This window comes from Enterococcus sp. FZMF (assembly GCF_030263915.1).
GTDB lineage: Bacteria > Bacillota > Bacilli > Lactobacillales > Enterococcaceae > Enterococcus_D > Enterococcus_D casseliflavus.
Genome location: NZ_CP127160.1, coordinates 2,619,962 through 2,638,989 on the forward strand (window position 1 = coordinate 2,619,962; position 19,028 = coordinate 2,638,989).

Consider the following 19,028-nt stretch of genomic DNA (forward strand, 5'->3'; position numbering starts at 1 on the left):
GGCTATTGCTTCAAAAACGTTTCTTCTATTACATATGTTCCGCAACTAAAGCTTTCAATTGATCTTTTGTATGCACCCCAATTGCTTTATCAACGACTTGGCCGTCTTTTTTCAACAACAAAGTTGGAATAGACATGATCCCGAATGAAGCTGGTGTTTCAGGATTTTCATCAACATCCATTTTCACGATCTTCAATTCGTCTTCCTCATATTCATTCGCTAATTGCTCCAAGATCGGCGCTTGCATCCGACATGGACCACACCAAGTTGCCCAAAAATCAATAAGGACTAAGCCTTTATCGGTTTCTTCTGAAAAAGTTTTATCAGTAATTTCTTTTGCCATCGTACTTCCCCTCCATTTTTAAAACTAAAAAAAGTATACCACGTATCGGAAGTTTTTTAAAATCGTCTGCTTACAAAAGGTAAGGGTTCTTAAAGGTTAGTTAAACTTCACAATGGTCGCCCCATTGCCCCCTTGATTTGCTGGCGCAAATTCGAAACTTTTCACCGAGCGATGGTTTTTCAAATAATCGGTAATCCCTTGACGCAGCGCACCGGTTCCTTTTCCGTGGACGATCGTCACTTGCGGATAACCTGCCAAAATCGCCGCATCCAAATATTGATCCACTTCATTGAGGGCTTCTTCGTACCGCTTGCCTCGTAAATCCAACTGATTGACCACTGGACTGCTGTCAGCAGAACGAATCGTATTGACGATACGCTGTGTAGGCTCCTTCACTGGCGCTGCTGGTTGGAGATCTGTTTCTGGCAAATTCATTTTCAAAATACCAATTTGGACTTGCCATTGATTTTTGCCTGCTTTTTTCAACAAGACTCCTCGCTGCCCATAAGAAGTTACGAGCACTTCGTCTCCTTCTTTCAGCGTCTTGGCTGCCTTGGCTTTTTGCAGAACCTTGTTTTTTTGCAGATGTTCTTCTTGCTGTAGACCTGATAACTTGGTGCGCGCGTCGATCAGCTCGTGTTCTTTGACCTTCGTTTGACCGCCGGCTAACTGCATTTTACGAATATCGGTAATGATTTTTTCAGATTCTTCTTTGGCTTCTTCAACGATCTGATTGGCTTTTTGCCGAGCTTTCGCCAATTCTTTTTCACGTTCTTCAAAGAAATAACTATAGGCTGATTCTAGCTCTTGGTGCAAGCGGGCCGCTTCTTTTACATGATGACGGACTTCAAGATACTCGGTTTCCGTCATTTTTCTTCGATTTTCTAAATCAGCGATCATTTCATTCAGGTCTTGGCTTTCTCCATCCATGATCTCTTTGGCTTGATCAATGATCGTATCTGGCAAGCCAAGTCTTTTCGAAATCTCAAACGCATTGCTTCGTCCTGGAACCCCGATCAACAAGCGATAGGTCGGACTTAAGGTATCAACATCAAATTCCATAGAGGCATTGATCGTATTGGATCGGTTATAGCCATAAACCTTCAATTCAGGATAATGGGTCGTCGCCATGACATAAGCCGACTTAGCCCCAAGTTCGTCCAAAATCGCAATCGCTAGTGCCGCCCCTTCTTGAGGATCGGTTCCTGCGCCTAATTCATCAAAGAGAACTAAGCTTGTCTCGTCGACTTTTTTCAACACTTCAACGATCGTTGTCATATGAGAAGAAAAGGTCGATAGACTTTGCTCAATGGATTGTTCATCCCCAATGTCCGCAAAAATCTCATTGAAGACACCCATTTGGCTTTCTTCTTCTGCCAGAATCGGTAAACCAGCTTGGCCCATGATCTGCAATAGCCCTAATGTTTTTAAGGTGATGGTTTTCCCACCGGTATTCGGCCCAGTAATGACAACGGCTTGATAGTCTTTTCCAATCGTAATATCGTTAGGAACGACTTTTTCTTGATCGATCAATGGATGACGTGCTTGCTTAAAAAAGACATGGTTGTCTTGATTGATCGATGGTACGATTGCCTTCATCTCTTTTCCAAAACGAGCCTTGGCATTCATGAAATCCATGATCCCGATCACATACGCATTATGGAGGATCTCTCTTTGATATGGGGCTAACTCTGCTGACAATTCTGCTAGAATACGTGTAATTTCATCCCGTTCCGCAATTTGATGCTGACGCAAACGGTTATTTTGTTCCACTACTTGTTTCGGTTCGATAAACAAGGTTTGACCAGAGGAACTTTGGTCGTGGACTACCCCGCCGAAAACACCTCGGTACTCTTGTTTGACTGGAATCACATAACGCTCATTTCGCATGGTTACGATCGTATCACTTAGATACTTTGCATTGCCACCTCGGACGATGCCATCCAATGTCTCGCGAATCGTCCGTTCTGCTCGTCGGATCGATTGGCGAATTCCACGTAGTGCTGGAGAGGCATCATCTGTGACTCGGCCATCCTCATCGATAGCTTCTTTCAAGCGTCGATTCAAGGTTGGCAAAGACACCAACTGTTCTTCCCAGTGATACAAGCGGGAAAATTCAATCTCGCTTTCAGACAAATCAGCAAAAAAGCGTTTCAATTCCTGCGTAGTTGATAAGACACGGGCAACTTGTGCCAACTCAATGCCGTTTAAATCGGCGCCAATTTCGATCCGTTTCATTTGGGGACGAATATTCTCAATCTTTGGTACAGGGATTCCGCCTCTTAAACGTTGGATCTTGATCGCGTCTTCTGTTTCTGCCAGCCAAGAGGAAATGACTTGCACATCACTTGATGGCACAAGCTTTGCTAAGGCTTCTTTTCCTTGGGCTGTTACAATATACTGACCGATTTGACTCTTTACTTGTTCAAATCCTAAAACATCAAGGATCTTAGTATTCATTCTTTTCTCACCTGCTTTGTTTTAACTTTTTGTTCCTAAGAAAAAGGCAGAATGGCTCTGCAACCATCTGCCTGCTTTTTACCCAATCACATCTGTGATCCACAATCGATAGAAGTAATCTGAGAGAATCGGCGACCGATCAACGATGAAATTCGCAGTTCCGCTCGTTTCAAACAGATTTTGAATCGTGGCAAACGGGATCATTGAGAGAATCATGAAAAACATGTACAAATTGATATACATCAAGATAACATTCAAAACACCCGCAACTGCCCAGTCATAACCACCTAAAAAACTTAGGCGTTTGTAACGCAAACTGTCTGCAAAAATCACCACTAGTTTTGTGATCAGCCATCCAGCAAAGAGCACCATCACAAAAGCGATGGCTGCATAATAGGCTTTGTCTAAATCTAAAGCCAGTTCCATATCGTAGTATTTTAACTTTGAGTCCGCCGTTACTGACATATAAGGAACATAGAGCTCAATTTTCTTCGCAATTTCTTGGTAATTTGCAACTGCAAAGAAAAAAGAGATCAAATAGCCCAAAACTGAGACCAATTGTAAACTGGTTCCGCGCCGTGCGCCGCCGTAAAATGCTGCCAACAACAAAACCAAGACAAATAATCCAATCATTTAGGTATCCTTTCTACGCCGCACTACCCATGGGCTGTCTTTTCTTGAATTTTTCGTTTCCTTTGTTCATTTAAGATCTGTTGTGCTTCCACATGATTATGGATCTCCACATCACTGCGACCTGTCTCATCGAGAACTTTCCGTGCTTCGGATTCAATCGCTTCGATCCGCTTAATGCGATTCTCAAGCTCCGTTGCTTTAATGGCTTGTCCTCGCAGCTCGTCCACCTTTTTTTGTAGGACCAAAAGCTGTTCTTGTTTTTTCAGCTGGTCGGAAACAGCGTTGATCGCTAATAAGATCGACGCTTGTTCTTGATCGGTTTGTGGCGATAATTGCATGATCTCAAGCAGTTGGTCATTGACCAATCTTGTCACCATATCCATGTGTTCTTTGCTTTCGCGTCCAATAATCGTGTAACTTTGATTCGCGATAACTGCTTTATAACGTTTCTTTTGCTCCGTCATAGGAATATTTCCTCCCATTGCTTACATTCTGCTCTATTCTATCACTTATTGAACATGTGTCGCAAACTCTTAACTATTATACGTGATTTTCTTATGAATTTCCATGCCAATCGTTTGTTTGCTGATCGTCTTAGTAAAAAAGAATAAGAAGTATGGTAAAATCTTAAAGTATCCTTTTGTCTACCTAAAAAAAGACAAAAAATCAGGAGGAATCAAATGAGTACGATCGTTATCAAAGTACCAACTTCAACTATCCAAAAGATGCAGCAATTTTACCAACGAGATTTGCTAGCTAAGAAAGTTCCTTATACAGTGTTTGTCGCCAAAAAAGGGCCAACGACGATCACTGCTTATACGTCAGGAAAAGTCATGTTCCAAGGAGCGACTGCTGAAAAAGAAGCTTCCTTATGGGGCGATACGGCAAGTGCTGTACCAGATAAGAAAAAAGCGACTGTTTCATCCACTGCGTTGCCAGCAGGATTTAGCGAAAAAAGCGTCGTCGGCAGTGACGAGGTCGGTAATGGCAGTTATTTCGGTCCTTTGGTGGTCTGTGCCGTCTATGCAAAAAAAGAGCAATTACCACAGCTGAAAGCTTTAGGAGTCAAGGACTCAAAAATGCTGACAGATCCAGAGATTCGTAAGATGGCGCCGAAAATCAAAGAATTGGTTCCTTACCAATTGCTCACCGTCACGCCCAGCAAATACAACGAGATCCAACCAAAATACAACACAGTCCGAATGAAAGTTGCTTTGCATAATCAAGCCATTCGTTTGCTTTTGCAAAAGATTGCTCCTGAGACACCAGATGCCATTTTGATCGATCAGTTCACGAGCGAAAAAAATTATCGCACCTATTTAAAGTCGGAACAAGTAGCGGTCACTGAAAAGCTCTATTTTGCGACGAAAGGTGAACAATATCATTTAGCAGTAGCGGCAGCCTCTATTTTATGTCGTACAGTCTTTTTGGATGAATTAGATGCAGCCTCTAAAGAAGTCGGTTTGCGCTTGCCTTCTGGCGCCCACGCAGCTGCTGATCAAGTTGCAGCAAAATTACTGCAGCAAGGTGGCATAGCACTATTAGGCCAATATGCCAAACTGCATTTTGCGAATACCGAAAAAGCACAGAAACTCGCCAAGCTGTGAGTTCTCGTATTTTCAAAAAAACTGCCGCTACTTCTGAATAAAGGAAGCAGCGGCAGTTTTTGTCCTCAGTACCAGTTGAATGCTGGGAATCAAAGCCCTAAGCCAGCTGCTTCGATTCCCATCGTGATCAACCCAGCCAAATAATTTTCTGAAAACCGATCGGAAAAGTGTAATTTTGGCAAGACGCCATATTGAAACACTGCTGCCAGCTGCTTTTCCAAAAAGGAGCGCGACACGAGCGCCTGCCATTCAGAGGGCAAAAACAAAATGACTTGATGCGGGTCCGTCACTGCCACGATCGCTTGAAGAGTGGCAGTCACTTGTTCTGGGATCGCCTCTGTTGCCAAAGGGTAAGAAGCCGTGTAGAGATGCGGCAAATGCTTGATTTCGCCACTTAAATGGTTGGCTCCTTTAAAGAGCTGTTGGTCGATGACCAGTCCCGCACCTGGCGGATAATTTTTCGGAAAATAAATGCCAGCCACGATTTTTTTCTCTTCTTTGAAATGAAATACCGCAGCATTCACGTCATTCTCAATAAGCGTTTTTACAGCGATCTCCTTTTCAATCAATTCCCCTAGCGCCATGTCCTTAAATGCTGGAGCATCCATGATCTTCAGTCTTCCAGCAATTTCCACACCAGGAATTCCCACGACTGCCAAGCTGATTTTCGGGTATTCCTGTTTTATCTGACGAATCACTTGCAAGAACTGCGGCAATCGGCCCTCTGCTGACTGCTCATGATGCAAAATGTTCCCGACGAGATCGACGACTGAAAAACGAATCACGATCTGCTGGTCTTCTTCGATAAACTGAATGATCAACAACAGTGTCCGTTGCGCATTGTACTGGTAAGCCGCAGCTTGACGTCCTCCCGTTCGTTGCGGTTGATCCGTCGTCAAAAGCAACTGCTTTTCAATCAATTCAGAAAGCAGCTTGTTGATCGTTACCACGCTTAATTGAGAGGCATCTGCCAGTTGGCGCTTGGTCATAGGCGCTTGCTGCTGTTTTAGCAAATCCAGCAATACTGCCTGATTATGTAATTTAATGGTTGTTGGCTGATAAGCTTTCATTTTTCTCCCCCTCAACGCTCCTATTTTAACAGATAAAAAGCTGGGAATATACCTTTATTAATTTTGTTAACAAAGGTATAATAGAAGCAACTTATTAAACAAAGTTTACTAAGTAAAAAAAAACGATTTATGTTGCTTATTAAAGGAGTTGTCGATAATGAAAATTGAACACATCGCACTATATGTCAATGATTTGGAAAAAATGAGGACATTTTATGAAACCTACTTTCAGGCGGTCAGCAACCCAAAATACCATAATCCGAAAACAGGCTTTCAGTCCTATTTTTTGACCTTTGATTCTGGAAGTCGGTTAGAATTAACGACCAAGAAATTTTTAAGTCCTCGTATCAGCGAAAGCTTAGGCTACACTCACCTTGCGATGGCAGTTGGTGACCAAGCTGACGTCGATCGATACGCTCAACGGTTTGTTGAAGATGGCTACCCTCTTTTAAATGGTCCTCGTACAACAGGCGATGGCTATTATGAAGCAGTTGTCCAAGACCCCGAAGGCAATTTGATTGAATTAACCACCGACGATTTACCGTCTTAGAAAGGATTTTGCAATGAAAGAAGACTTTGATTATCAAGCGATGTTGGCTGGTCAATTGTATCAAGCTGCTGGCATTCTCCCTGAGAATGGTTCAGCGGAGGGAAAAAAACGTGCCCAGGAAATCAACCATTTACCAGTCGATGACCGAGAACGAATCATCGCCAAAGAAAAAGCACTCTTTGGCAAATTTGGGCAGCATTGCTTTGTCCAACCACCCCTTTATGTTGATTATGGTCGCCATGTTGAGATTGGCGATCACTTTTATGCCAATATGGATTGCATTTTTTTAGATGTCAATAAGATTCTGATTGGTGATCATGTGATGGTGGGACCACGGGTCAGCTTCTATACCGCCGGTCATCCAATCGATTCTGTGGTCCGCAGTCAAGATTTGGAATTTGGCCTACCGATCACCGTCGAAGATTACGTTTGGATCGGGGGCAATAGTACGATTTTACCAGGTGTCACGATCGGCAAACATGCCATCGTCGCTGCTGGTTCCGTCGTCACAAAAGATGTGCCGCCGAATACGATCGTCGGTGGCAATCCAGCCCGTGTGATCCGTGAGATTCAGCCGGCTGACAAAGAACATTGGGAAACTGCCGCCCAGCTCTATCATCAAAAACGAGCAGACTGGCAGAAGCAGCAAAAATAACGAAACAAAAGGAGACGCCATGATTTTTACAGACTATCACGTCCATAGTGATTACAGCGATGATTCTTGGTATTTGATGGAAGATGTAGTCAAAGACGCCATTAAACTAGGCTTAGCAGAAATCTGCTTTACCGATCATGTGGATTATGGAGTCAAAGAAGACTGGCAAGCGACGGATACGTACCTCGTCGGGGCCAATAAAGTTGTAAAAAATGTCTACTACGACTTGTATTTTAACGAACTGGCACGCTTAAAGGAAACATACAGTGACCAAATCAAGCTAAAAACTGGGCTGGAATTTGGGATACAAATGCACACGATCCCACAATTTACCCGTCTTTATCATTCGCATCCCTTTGACTTCATTTTACTTTCCGTTCATCAGGTAGACGATCAAGAATTTTGGACTGGAGAATTTCAAAAAGGACGCAGCCAACAGGAATGCTACGAGCGCTATTATGATGAAATGTATCAGCTAGTCACGACATATAAAGAGTATTCCGTCTTAGCCCATATGGATTTGATTCGTCGTTATTTAGATAAAGAGAAGGACGCTTTTGAACAAACGAAAGAACAAATCGCAGAGATCTTGAAAGTCGTGATCAAAAATGGCAAAGGCATTGAACTGAATACCTCTTCCCACCGTTACGGAATCAACGGGTATACGCCATCGATCGAGATCCTCAAGCTTTATCGTGACTTGGGGGGAAGCGTGATAACCATCGGCAGCGACAGTCATAAACCAGAGCACCTCGGGTTTCAAATCAAAGAGGGCCAAGATCTTTTACGATCATTAGGATTTACTAAGCTCTGTACGTTTGAACAGATGCAGCCGATTTTTCATCGTTTTGCTTAACCTAAAAACACCTGATAACACACACACTGAAGCGACCTCGACTTGTTAGAATTTTGGTCTAACTGTTCGAGGTTGCTCCATGATCAGGTGATTTTTTGTTGCTCAACGAACCGAATGCTTTCGCGCAAACTCCATGACTGGCGCAAAGTTCAGTAATAATAAGATCCCAATCAGCCCTACGCCAAATAATGCCAGATAAATTGGAACCAAGGCTAACAGCAGCCAACTACTAATGATGATCATAAAACTTAGCATATATCGGCTGGATTTCAAAATAAATAATTGGAGATTAAGCAAAAGAGCTTCCTTGATTGAAAGAGACGGTGCCGTTGCGACCACTAAAAAATAGTTGATCGCAAACGTCAAGGCGACGATCAGCAGAAACAGATTTAACCATTTCAATTCAGTGATTTGGATCGTGACCCTCAGTAACAATAAATTTGCACTACATAACCCAATAACGACTAAAACAGGAAGCCACCCTAGAAGACTATGCTTAAATTTCCTGCGATAGGCCAATAAAAACACTTTTGGGGTACCATCTTTCTCCTTTGCTTCTTTCAAATAGATGAGTAACGCTGTAAAAGCTGGTGCTACTGGCAAGAAGGACAGGAGAAACAATGGTAAGGTGCTAAGTTTGATTTCCATTGTTAGCAATAAAAAAAGAAGGGGTACATTGAACAACCAAAATAGCAGCGTCCCTAGAAAAGTATAGATAATATAGTTTAAATAAGATAGATGATGAAACAGTTTGTAGCTATCTTTTTGATTAATCTCCGATTGTCGAACATTTTTTTTCATCTGTCGCTCCTTATAACCCTATTTTTCTATATGAGGTCGTCAGTTTTTTCCATAAGCTCTTCACCTTATTTTGTCCCGCTATTGCCAATCCCCAAATTGATTTGGAATAAATATTTTTGTCCTAAGAAATAGATAATGATCTGTGGAAGTGTCAGCAGCAATGACATTACCATCAACATTGACATATTGACGGTACCCACTGGATTGGAGGTGGCGGACATAGATTGTGCGCCTAAAGCTAAGGTCATTTTGCTCGTATCTGATACATAGATCAAAGGACCCATGATGTCGCTCCAAGCAAAGTTAAAGGTAAAAATAGCAATAGCAGCCATCGCTGGTTTGATCAACGGTAAGACTATTTTGGTAAAGGATCTAAATGGTCCTAAACCATCCATTTCTGCTGCTTCAAATAAGTTTCCCGGGATCGCCGTAATAAATTGGCGAGTAAAAAAGATATTATAGGCAGAGCCAAAGAATTGCGGGATGATCAGTGGCCAAAGAGTGTTATAAAGACCTAAGTTTCTAAAAATCAAAAATACAGGAATCAAGGTGATTTGACCTGGTAACATCATTGTTCCTAATACCAATAGAAACAATTTGTTTTTATGTTTATACTTCATTCGGGCAAAGCCAAAAGCAACCAGTGTCGAAGAAATAATTTGTCCAACAATGCTGAGAACGACGATCAGCATCGTGTTGAAAAACCACAACAAGATTGGTCGCTCTCCTGAAAAGGAATCTCTAAACAAATTGGTGAAATTGGACAAATAGAATTCCGTTGGCAGTAAAGTAAACTGTTCTTTGATATTTGACTCTGGCGAAGCTAGTGCAATCGAAATCATATAAACGAATGGAATGATCAAAATTCCCGCAAACAAAACCAAGGTCAGATAGATCAATAATTTAGATACTTTGGATAGATTTTTATCTAACACTTACTTCACCTCCTCTTCATAAAATACCCATAAGCTTGAGCTCTTCAGCACGATCAAGGATAAGACCATCACGATCATAAACAACACCCATGCCATTGCCGAGGCATAGCCCATCCGATAGAATGAAAAGGCATTTCGATAAAGGTAGGGAACGATCATTTCGCTGGCATAATCAGGACCACCACCGGTCATCATATACACTTGAGTAAAGGTCTGAAGGGACCCGATAACTCCGGTAATCAGGTTGAAAAATAAAATCGGCGAAATTTGGGGAATGGTTATACTAATAAACATTCTGAATCTGGATGCACCATCAAGAAGTGCCGATTCATACATTTCTTCCCCCACACTATTGATGGCAGACAGCATCAAGATCATTGTTCCACCGACACCCCATAGAGAAAGGAATACGAAGCTCCAAAGCACATGGTCCTTACTCAACAGCCAAACTGGTCCGTCGATACCAAATAAGGCTAATGGCTGGTTGACTAATCCTTTGGAAGAAAGCAAACGGGTAAACAGCATCGTGCTCGCAACGATTGGTACAATGGAGGGTAAGTAATAGATGGTACGAAAAACACGCATCCCTTTCAAATGAAAGCTCAATAAATAAGCCATACCTAATGAAAGTAATAAATTGATTGGCACACTGATCAAGGTATATTGAAACGTATTTGCTAAAGCTTTTAAAAAAATATCATCCTTAAAAAGACGCAGGTAGTTATCAAACCCAATAAAATTAAATTCCGAAAACATATCCCAATCAGTAAAACTCATGATGATCGAAAAAATCATTGGTCCAATGGTAAAACAAACAAACCCAATGATCCAAGGTGAAACAAAGGCAAAAAACCAGCGGGACTGAGTCCGCTTACGCTTTTTTTGATTTAGTTGAAGTTGTGTCGCTGAATGATCCAATAGGAAACCCTCCTTAACTAAGGTGCTTAAGGAAGAAAATTTTTCTTCCCTAAGCTATCCTTTTTCTGAATTAATATTGTTCCATGATTTTTTCGCCAGATTCTTGCATTTTCTCAAGCGCTTCTTCTGGTGTTAAACGGCCAAGGAGCATTTCTTTTACTTGATTGCTGAACTCTCCGGTCAGTTCTCCGTAGTAAGGACCTTCGAAAATACCATCGATCACAACACGTTCTGTCGAGATTCCTACGACGTCCAAGCGAAGATCTTTCCCATTTACTTGTCTATTGGTAAATTCTTCAGAGTTCAATACTTTGATATTGGCAGGGGAATCCACTAAACTTTCACCAAGAATTTTTTGTGCTTCTTCGCTCGTCATATATTCAATGAATCGAAAGGCGGCATCTTGTTTGGTCGATTGCTTAGAAATCGCTAAGGCACTTCCGAAAGGCCACGTAACTTTTTCATTGAAAAAAGGCATCGGTGCAATATCAAAATTTAAATCATCCAGTTGTGTGAAGTTGCCAATATTCCAAAATCCTGTCGTCAACATACCAATTCTACCTTGTGAGAACATTGAATCCGCACCAGACTGCGCAACAGACTCATAAAATTCATATGTGCCAACATAACCGTCTTGGTATAGATTATTAAACCAAGTAAGAACTTCTAAGTTTTCGGGAGAATTGATCACAACCTCGTTATCTTCCACAAGGGAACCGCCATTGGACTTGACAAATACTCCCCAGTTTGGCACCCAATCCATTCCACTAGCACCATACTGAACCGTTTCGCCGTTTTCTATTTTTGTTAATTTTTCGGCAGCAGCTGTGTATTCTTCAATCGTCCAATCATTCGTCGGGTATTCGATCCCTGCTTCATCAAATAAGTCTTTATTGTAGTAAAGAATTTCTGGGCCCCCTCTATCCGGCAAACCAAATGGTTGGCCATCATAGGTATATTGGGTCATTGCATCCCCCCAATTGCTTTCTACGTCAATCGATGATTCCGCAATATAGTCTGAAAGATCAATAAATAATCCCTTAGAAGCAAAGTTTTGCCCATTTTCTGCCACTTGGACAACGTCAGGTGCTTCATTTCCGGCATACATTGTTTGCAGTTTGGTGTCATAATCACTTGGCACTTGTACGAAGTCTACTTTTATGTCAGGATTCGCTTCCTCAAAGGCTTTGATACGTGGCTCATAGATGGGAAGGTCACCTTCACCTCCCCACGTATAAAACTGGATCGTCGTGATTTCTCCATCCGAATCATTATTGTTGTTTTCTTGCCCACAAGCAGCAAATAAGACTACTGAAGACGCCAATAAAGATGTTTTAGCAATTTTCCCAAAGTTCATAGCCATTTCCCCTTTTCTTATTCATTCGTTGTAACGCTCTTCAAGGTAACGATCGATTGCCGAGGGATTGTCAGAGCCTGAGAAGCGATGCTCTCTTTTAAATCAGACTCACTATCTGTCGTATAGCTGATGATTTCGTCAAATCCGACGCCTTGAAGATCAATCTCTTTTTCCTGAAAACTATTATTGATAAGCACTGTAATAAGTTCTTCTTCGTTTGCTTCATTTTTTCCCAAAAAGCTTACGACATTCACCTCTTTGTCGTCGCTGATTGCGGAAACTCTCGTGTACCCTGGTCGAATAAACTTGCTGAAATTTCCCATCCCCCAAAGTCTTTTTGTCGGAATAATTTCTTTTGAACCCAAATTTACATAAATCAGACCATCTCGATAATCGTAACTACTAACTGCGATCCAATATTGCCAAGCAACCACATCAAGGATCGTTAAATCATCGTGCATCTCGTTGGCTAAGTTTAGGGCAGAGTCCATAGTGTAGTCGCGACCATTGATCATTTTTGTCCACTCAGACATTTTTAAGGTAACATCGATTTCCTTTTCGTCTAACCACTCTTTAAAATTCATTTTCTCGACGTAAGTGGTCCAATATGAATGGACTTCCCACGTGTCAAAGTAATTCATCAATGTATCATTTTCGATGATTGCTTCGAAATATTCCTTGCTGGTGTTTGCCCATTCTCCTAATTCAGGCATCGATAGCGCTATTTGTTTCAACTCTGGTCTTTTTTGTTTTTCTTCAATAAATACCTCTAAGAGTGCGACTACTTCAGCTGGATCGTAGTAGGTTCCCTCCTGACCACCAGTCCAATCCCATTGTGGTTCATTGATTGGCGACACATGCGTGACGGGGATGCCTTCTTTTAAGAAGTGTTCCGTTACATCATAGACGTAGTTGGCAAATGCTTGATAATTCTCAGGAGCTAGATTACTGCGTTTTTCTTCTAGCTGATCACCATACGCAGAACCATTTTTCGTTAGCCTCGTCAATGGGCTATTGACGAATAAATAGATATCATCAATTCCATAATCAACCGCTGTTTTCAGCATCCATCGTGCATTTTCATCCTTCGACCAATCATAGACTTCGGGTCCTTCTTCAAAACTTTCTGCTCGTCGCCAGGGATCTTCAATGCGAGGACTATTTTGTAACGTACTTCCGGCGCCTAAGTTGTAGCGATAAGACGTCAAGCCAATCCCTTCAAGCGGATCAAATAATAATTCTGCGATATATTCTCGCTTCGAAAGTTCTGCTGTTTCTTCTTCGATCCAGCCACCGACATCTTGACTCCACCAAGCTCCACTTGCGCCAAAGCTTTCAATTGTCTGATAGGTTTCTGCCGTATTTAAGGTGATCGTCGCCGTTTCAATGACTTCATCTGTCTCTGGCTCTTTTTCTTTCTGTGTATTTTCCTCGACCGTTCCACACGCTGTCAGTATACTCAATAAGACCAAAGGAATAAGGAGTGTCCGCTTTTTTATCATGTACTTCCCTCTCTATTCTTTAGAGTCAATCGTGTATCTGGTAGTCCAGGTGAGCGCAGCGTCACAACTGTCTCTTTCTTGCGCGCTCCTGCTACAAAGCAAAGCAACTTTCCTTGCATCGTTCGACGGAATGACCCTGTATAAGCGGTAGTATCTGCTAGATCACCATTCTCCAAACCTAGTAATGTCCCATTTTCGACTTCTAAATAGACCATTACTTCTGCTGCTATCGGATTTTCGGCATAATCCAAGACTTGGCATTCGATTTGATGAAGGTTCTTATTTAGTGTTAAATCGGTAGCAGCCAATTTCTCCCGCCATCTTTGAGGAATTTCATAGTTCATAGCTACCAAAGCAGTTGGCGCTGCTTCGGGTCTTATTTCATCATGCAGAATCGTTTCTTCAAATACCGCTTCCACCGACAAGGTTTTTGGCTGATAGTTGATCCGTGCAACATAATAACCAAAGGTATCATCATAACGAACATTGGGTACTTCCAAGTTACCAACCTTCAATCGAATCTCTTTTGCATTTGTATAACACCTTACTTCAATTTCTTGCTCAGCTGGGTAAGACCATTTTCGATAGGTGGGTTCCCATTCTGCTCTTCGTTTGTTTTTCTCGTAAGGAATCGTTGTCAAATAAACAGTCGGTTCTTGACTCCACCAGCTCTTTCTCTTGTAATAACTAGGCTTTTCAATACCAGCCAATGTCAATAAGCCTGCCCCAGATCCGTGAATAGGCCAGCCATGGGCTTCCCCTAAATAATCAATGCCCGTCCATAAAAATTGTCCAGCGATATACGGAAGAGTGTTTGCCGTTTGCCATTCTTTAAACCCGTGACTGTTCTCACTCCCAATAAAAGGTTTATCTGGGAATTTGCGATGATCCTCTTCGTATAGATGTTCTTTGTAGTTATAGCCAACGACATCCAAGTGATCGATCAAGCCAATTTTCGTAGATAATTCTGGAAAAGCTGCTGCCAAGGTAACTGGTCGAGTCGGATCAAGTGTTTTGCTCAAACGGACCAGCTTTTCGGCTATCGTGCGTAACCTTCTCATATCAGGGCGATGTGGATTATAGATACGCTCAGCTTCTGGTTTGCTATTGTCATTATTCCCTGTCATTTCAGCAAACAATGGACTAGCATATGGATCATTGGGATAATCAATCTCATTGCCAATGCTCCAAGCAATGATCGATGGATGGTTTCGATTGCGTAAAATCATATTTTCCAAATCTTTTTCATACCAAGTTGGAAAATGTTCTGCTGCTCCTTCTAACTTGGGTGGATACACATTATGACCTTGCCACCATTTATTTTTAGGATTTTCCCATTCATCAAACGCTTCATCAAAGACTAAAAATCCCATGGTGTCGCATAAACGATACAAAGCAAACGAATGAGGATTGTGTGCCATTCGTATAGCATTTGCCCCCATCTCTTTTAACTTTATTAAACGCCGTACCCATACCTCCATCGGAACAGCTGTACCGAAAGAGCCCGCATCTTCGTGCAAGCAAACACCTTTGATTTTCAGCTGCTGCCCATTTAAAGAAAAACCCTCATTGACATCAAATTGAAAGGATCTGATCCCGACATACTCGTTGTATACGCTCTCATTTTCCTTCAAGGATTCTTCTTGATAGCTCAGCTTTGTTCGTAGCTGATAAAGATTCGGCACTTCAGGTGACCATAGCTCTGGCTTTTCAATTTTTGCCTTCAATGTGACTGTGCGGCGTTCCCCTGCGTTAAGTTGGATTTCCTGACTTATGTTCCTCACTTTTTCCGTTTGTAAGCTTTCCAGCATTTGTTCGATCCTAACAACACGGTCTTGTTTTAAGGTATTTACTAGCCGATGTTCAATCACTAGCTCTGCTTGCTGGTCTGTAACACACGGGGTTGAAAAACTCGTTCCGTATTCGTCGATATAAATAGAATCATGAATTTCAAGAGAAACAGGACGCGTGATTCCATTTCCGTTATACCATCTTGAATCTGCCAAATCCGTGTGCTCGACACGGACACTAATAAGCAAGCTATCATCCGAATTGTAAGTTAAAATCTCTGTCAAATCATAATAAAATGAAGCATATCCTGAAGGTCTCATCCCCATATGATAGCCATTGATCCAAACCCGAGCGTTTTTATAAACACCTTCAAAATGAATTTTTACGACTTTATTCGTAAGGTCACCCAACGCTTGCAGCGACTGTTTGGTTCGATACCAACCTATCCCTCCGGGTAGATATCCTGTTCCGCTTGAAAAGTGTTTTTCAAAGGGATAAGAGACACCCCAATCATGAGGAATCGTTACCTTTTCCCAAGTAGAATCATCAAAATCTTTTTTCCATGCTTCTTTTTCTTCTTGTTTTGAGAATCGCCATTCATTCAAAAAACGTTTTTCCATTTAATCCCTAACCTCCCTTTTACCAATACTCAAGTAAAGAAATCGCTTTCTTTCACTTAATTTTACTAAAACATTTAATGAAGAACATAGTCTATCCGATTCATTTTCATGTATTATATGATATGAAGAAAAAAAACGCCTACCTTTTCGTAGGTAATAGGAGGGAACTATGTACCACATCCATTCGAATATATTTAATCCTGAAATTATTTATGTCGTTGACTTTTGGAATAAAAAGAAAAATCTTCGGGGCTACCACCATCATGATTTCATTGAGATCAGCATCGTATTAGAAGGAACCGTTGATTATGAATTTAATGAGACCCGCACAAGGTTATTTACTGGAGATGCCCTCCTTTTTAACCCTGGTCTTCCTCATACCGAAATCCATCCGGCTGGGATGGAATCCCATGAACTTCATATCGGCCTTTCCAATATTTTGATCGAAGGACTTCCTTTTAATACCTTTCCAAATGAAAATCCCCTACTAGACTTGGGAATTTATCAAGAAGCGTTTTTCAAAAAAGCTTGGCAGCTGACCCAGGAGTTCAATAGCCATAACCTTCATCACGATTTGATGGGCAAAGGAATCATTCTCGAAATGCTAGCTTTGATTTTAAGAAGTTTGACGCCCTCCGATCCAAACAATTGCCTGGCAGTGATCTCTGAAAAAGATAAACAAAAACAAACGCTAGTGAACCATACGATTTATTATTTGGAGAATCATCACCAAGAAGACATCACATTGGAAATGCTAGCAGACATGCTTTATATTAGTCCTGCCCAACTTTCAAAAGTCTTTCGGAAAATCACTGGTCGTAGTCCGATTAAATATTTGATCGAGATTCGGCTCAAACATGCCTATGAGCTGTTGCTTCATACCAATTTGACCATCAAAGAAATCGCAGAAAAAGTAGGTTATCATGATCCTTTTTATTTTAGTAAACTATTTAAAAAGCATTATCATCTTGCTCCTTCTAACGTTCGTAAAAGAAACTAACTGAATTTGCAGACAAAAAAGGATGCATCGCTGCACCCTTTTTCTTATACGATTACTTGCTTCATATAGCCTGCTTCGTCAAAATCTAATGGGGAAATGCGAACCTGTCGATGAAATCCGCGGGCTTCTTCTGGATACTTACTAAGTGGAACAGCAAAGCTGTGATAAGCAATATAATACCTATCAGAATGCTCTAAAATACTGTGATGACCGGTTCCTAAAATGCCTTTTTCACCATTTTTTTGTAAGACAGGATAATGATAGTGAATCGGTCCATACAATGAAGAGGAGGTACCATAATTCACATGATAGTCTTCGCTGCGGGTATCTTCTCCCGACCAAGTAAAATGATACAAATCATCTTTTTTCAAAACGGTAATGGCTTCTCGAAAATCTTCCAGCCCTTGATATTCTGCTAGCGTATCAAGTTTGACTGTTCGCATGTCATCTCCCAACGCTACGATCGCAGCCGTTCCTCCCGCAGAATTGCCAAACAATAGATAGTACTTTCCAGCTTCTACGTAAACAGATGGATCAATGACTTGACTCATGTTTAACCCATAGTCATCGATAAGGTCAGGACTCAAAAGCGGTTTCTCATCTGCAATAAAGGGACCTGTTGGATGATCCGCATAAGCGACACCGATTCCTGAGCGTCCATCCGCCATTTTTCCAGTAAAGTAAAAATAAAACGTTCCTTCTTTTTCTGCTGTACAAGGTGCCCACGCACCACCGATCGTCCATTTCACTTGCGAGGATGCTAGATCAAGGATCGTTCCTTTATTTGTCCACTGAGTAAGATCTTCTGATTCAAATACCGAAAAGCTTGTCCCAGACCAATCGGTAAAACCATCTGATGTTGGATATAAGTAAAATTTCCCGTTAAATGACACCAAATCAGGGTCTGCATAAAGACCATCTAAAACCGGGTTTTTCTGTTGATAATAGGTCAGTAATCGTTGATACTCATCATCTGTGATCGTAATCACTCCACCATGGCGCTTGATAGATTGACCGAAGTCAAAGGCAGAAACAGGTTCGAAAACGCCTGTTGCGAGATCATCACTTACTGCGATCCCATATCCGGTGCCTTTTTTAAAGTGATCTACGATCAGCGCCCATTTGCCATCAGGTAATTGGTACAATTGCGGTCCTTCAACCCCTTCTAATTGAGCGAGATATTCAGAAGTTACTTCCTGATAGTCTCCTGTCAGCTGTTGACTGCGATCTAAAAAAATGCGACTATTTTCTTCGTTTTTTGTAAAACGATAATAATACCCCTGACTAAAAACAATCGTTGTATCGATCACATCCATCGTTTTTTCAATAAATAGCACTGGCTCAGTAAACGTCTGAAAATCCTTGGTAGAAACAGAATAAATCTTATGTTTTCCATTGACATTTGCAGAAAAATAGACAAAAAATGTCTCTTTTTCTGCGTCATAAATTGCCTCTGGCGCCCACAAATTCCCGGCATCTTCTGGAGCGATCGTTGCGGTCCATGGGTTTGTCCAATACACCAGATCCGTTGATGACCAGATAACCATCTGGCGGCTACCATTGGTTTGAGCCTGTGCCCAGCCAAGTCCCTTTTCAATACGCAAATCTGTCGCAATGAGATAATACGTGTCCTTCCCCTTAACCAGAAAAGGGTCTCTGACTCCTTTTTCCCCAAGATCACTTTTCAAAACGGGATGGCCTTGATTTAAATCTGTAAAAGTCAACCCATCCTTGCTCACACTAAAGTATACTTGCTCACCATTTTTTTGCTCGCCAGTGAAATGACAAAATAAATAAGCCGTCATCCAATCCCTCCTAATTCCTTCTCTATGCACTCGACTTCCTTCTCTCTCATTTTATAGAAGTTCCCGTGAATTTGTATAAGTTGATGAACGAACTTTTATAAGATTTTGAAACACTTGCTTTTCTA

Annotated in this window: 17 protein-coding genes; 5 read left to right on the forward strand and 12 right to left on the reverse strand. The window is 41.5% G+C overall.

The features are described from left to right. Positions 1-28: 28 nt before the first annotated feature. The 4 genes from trxA to zapA all read right to left on the reverse strand — a co-directional run bounded on the left by trxA (position 29) and on the right by zapA (position 3,900). Complete coding sequence (trxA, locus tag QN079_RS12785; RefSeq protein WP_005228645.1) at positions 29-343, reverse strand: thioredoxin; 315 nt, start codon at positions 341-343, stop codon at positions 29-31. A gap of 96 nt (positions 344-439) precedes the next feature. Next, positions 440-2,803 (reverse strand): endonuclease MutS2, encoded by a 2,364-nt coding sequence (locus QN079_RS12790; protein WP_289229877.1) that lies wholly within the window; start codon positions 2,801-2,803, stop codon positions 440-442. Positions 2,804-2,881: 78 nt separating this feature from the next. Beyond that, positions 2,882-3,436, reverse strand: coding sequence for a CvpA family protein (locus tag QN079_RS12795; RefSeq protein ID WP_010749817.1), 555 nt, complete (start codon positions 3,434-3,436; stop codon positions 2,882-2,884). A 23-nt stretch (positions 3,437-3,459) separates the two neighbouring features. Then, a complete protein-coding gene (gene zapA, locus QN079_RS12800) occupies positions 3,460-3,900 on the reverse strand; it encodes a cell division protein ZapA (protein WP_005228634.1) in 441 nt (146 codons plus the stop codon). Between the two features lie 216 nt (positions 3,901-4,116). Here zapA and rnhC point away from each other — a divergent pair, with 216 nt between their 5' ends. Then, positions 4,117-5,043, forward strand: a complete 927-nt coding sequence (gene rnhC / locus QN079_RS12805) for a ribonuclease HIII (protein ID WP_005228632.1) — start codon at positions 4,117-4,119, stop codon at positions 5,041-5,043. Between the two features lie 89 nt (positions 5,044-5,132). Here rnhC and QN079_RS12810 read toward each other — a convergent pair whose 3' ends face one another. Further along, positions 5,133-6,113, reverse strand: coding sequence for an ROK family transcriptional regulator (locus QN079_RS12810; protein ID WP_289229878.1), 981 nt, complete (start codon positions 6,111-6,113; stop codon positions 5,133-5,135). Positions 6,114-6,270: 157 nt separating this feature from the next. Between QN079_RS12810 and QN079_RS12815 the strand changes: the two genes are divergently transcribed. From QN079_RS12815 to QN079_RS12825, 3 genes are read left to right on the forward strand one after another with little or no spacing between them, the layout of a single operon-like run. Further along, entirely contained in the window at positions 6,271-6,663 is a 393-nt protein-coding gene (locus QN079_RS12815; protein ID WP_213356830.1) for a VOC family protein, read from the forward strand. Positions 6,664-6,676: 13 nt separating this feature from the next. Continuing rightward, positions 6,677-7,318, forward strand: a complete 642-nt coding sequence (locus QN079_RS12820) for a sugar O-acetyltransferase (RefSeq protein WP_016608797.1) — start codon at positions 6,677-6,679, stop codon at positions 7,316-7,318. A gap of 19 nt (positions 7,319-7,337) precedes the next feature. After that, on the forward strand, positions 7,338-8,174 hold the full coding sequence (locus QN079_RS12825) for a histidinol-phosphatase HisJ family protein (RefSeq protein WP_005228616.1): 837 nt from the start codon (positions 7,338-7,340) through the stop codon (positions 8,172-8,174). A gap of 102 nt (positions 8,175-8,276) precedes the next feature. On the opposite strand, the gene QN079_RS12830 is transcribed toward QN079_RS12825, so the two are convergent. The 6 genes from QN079_RS12830 to QN079_RS12855 form a co-directional block, all read right to left on the reverse strand. Next, complete coding sequence (locus QN079_RS12830) at positions 8,277-8,975, reverse strand: DUF624 domain-containing protein (protein ID WP_074535526.1); 699 nt, start codon at positions 8,973-8,975, stop codon at positions 8,277-8,279. A 65-nt stretch (positions 8,976-9,040) separates the two neighbouring features. Continuing rightward, on the reverse strand, positions 9,041-9,910 hold the full coding sequence (locus QN079_RS12835) for a carbohydrate ABC transporter permease (RefSeq protein ID WP_289229879.1): 870 nt from the start codon (positions 9,908-9,910) through the stop codon (positions 9,041-9,043). Further along, complete coding sequence (locus QN079_RS12840; RefSeq protein WP_289229880.1) at positions 9,911-10,828, reverse strand: carbohydrate ABC transporter permease; 918 nt, start codon at positions 10,826-10,828, stop codon at positions 9,911-9,913. 70 nt (positions 10,829-10,898) lie between these two features. Further along, the gene (locus QN079_RS12845) at positions 10,899-12,185 is read right to left on the reverse strand and encodes an ABC transporter substrate-binding protein (protein ID WP_289229881.1); all 1,287 of its coding nucleotides are present in this window, start codon (positions 12,183-12,185) and stop codon (positions 10,899-10,901) included. 17 nt (positions 12,186-12,202) lie between these two features. Beyond that, positions 12,203-13,687, reverse strand: a complete 1,485-nt coding sequence (locus QN079_RS12850; RefSeq protein ID WP_289229882.1) for a glycoside hydrolase family 30 protein — start codon at positions 13,685-13,687, stop codon at positions 12,203-12,205. Then, positions 13,684-16,098, reverse strand: a complete 2,415-nt coding sequence (locus QN079_RS12855) for a glycoside hydrolase family 2 TIM barrel-domain containing protein (protein ID WP_289229883.1) — start codon at positions 16,096-16,098, stop codon at positions 13,684-13,686. Before QN079_RS12855 ends, QN079_RS12850 begins: the two co-directional genes overlap by 4 nt. A 169-nt stretch (positions 16,099-16,267) precedes the next feature. Between QN079_RS12855 and QN079_RS12860 the strand changes: the two genes are divergently transcribed. Continuing rightward, positions 16,268-17,098, forward strand: coding sequence for a helix-turn-helix transcriptional regulator (locus QN079_RS12860; RefSeq protein WP_087627855.1), 831 nt, complete (start codon positions 16,268-16,270; stop codon positions 17,096-17,098). A gap of 44 nt (positions 17,099-17,142) precedes the next feature. Here the strand turns inward: QN079_RS12860 and QN079_RS12865 are convergent, their stop codons facing one another. Further along, positions 17,143-18,903 carry a glycoside hydrolase family 43 protein gene (locus QN079_RS12865; protein ID WP_289229884.1) on the reverse strand — a complete coding sequence of 587 codons (1,761 nt, stop codon included), beginning with the start codon at positions 18,901-18,903 and terminating at the stop codon, positions 17,143-17,145. Between the last annotated feature and the right edge of the window lie 125 nt (positions 18,904-19,028).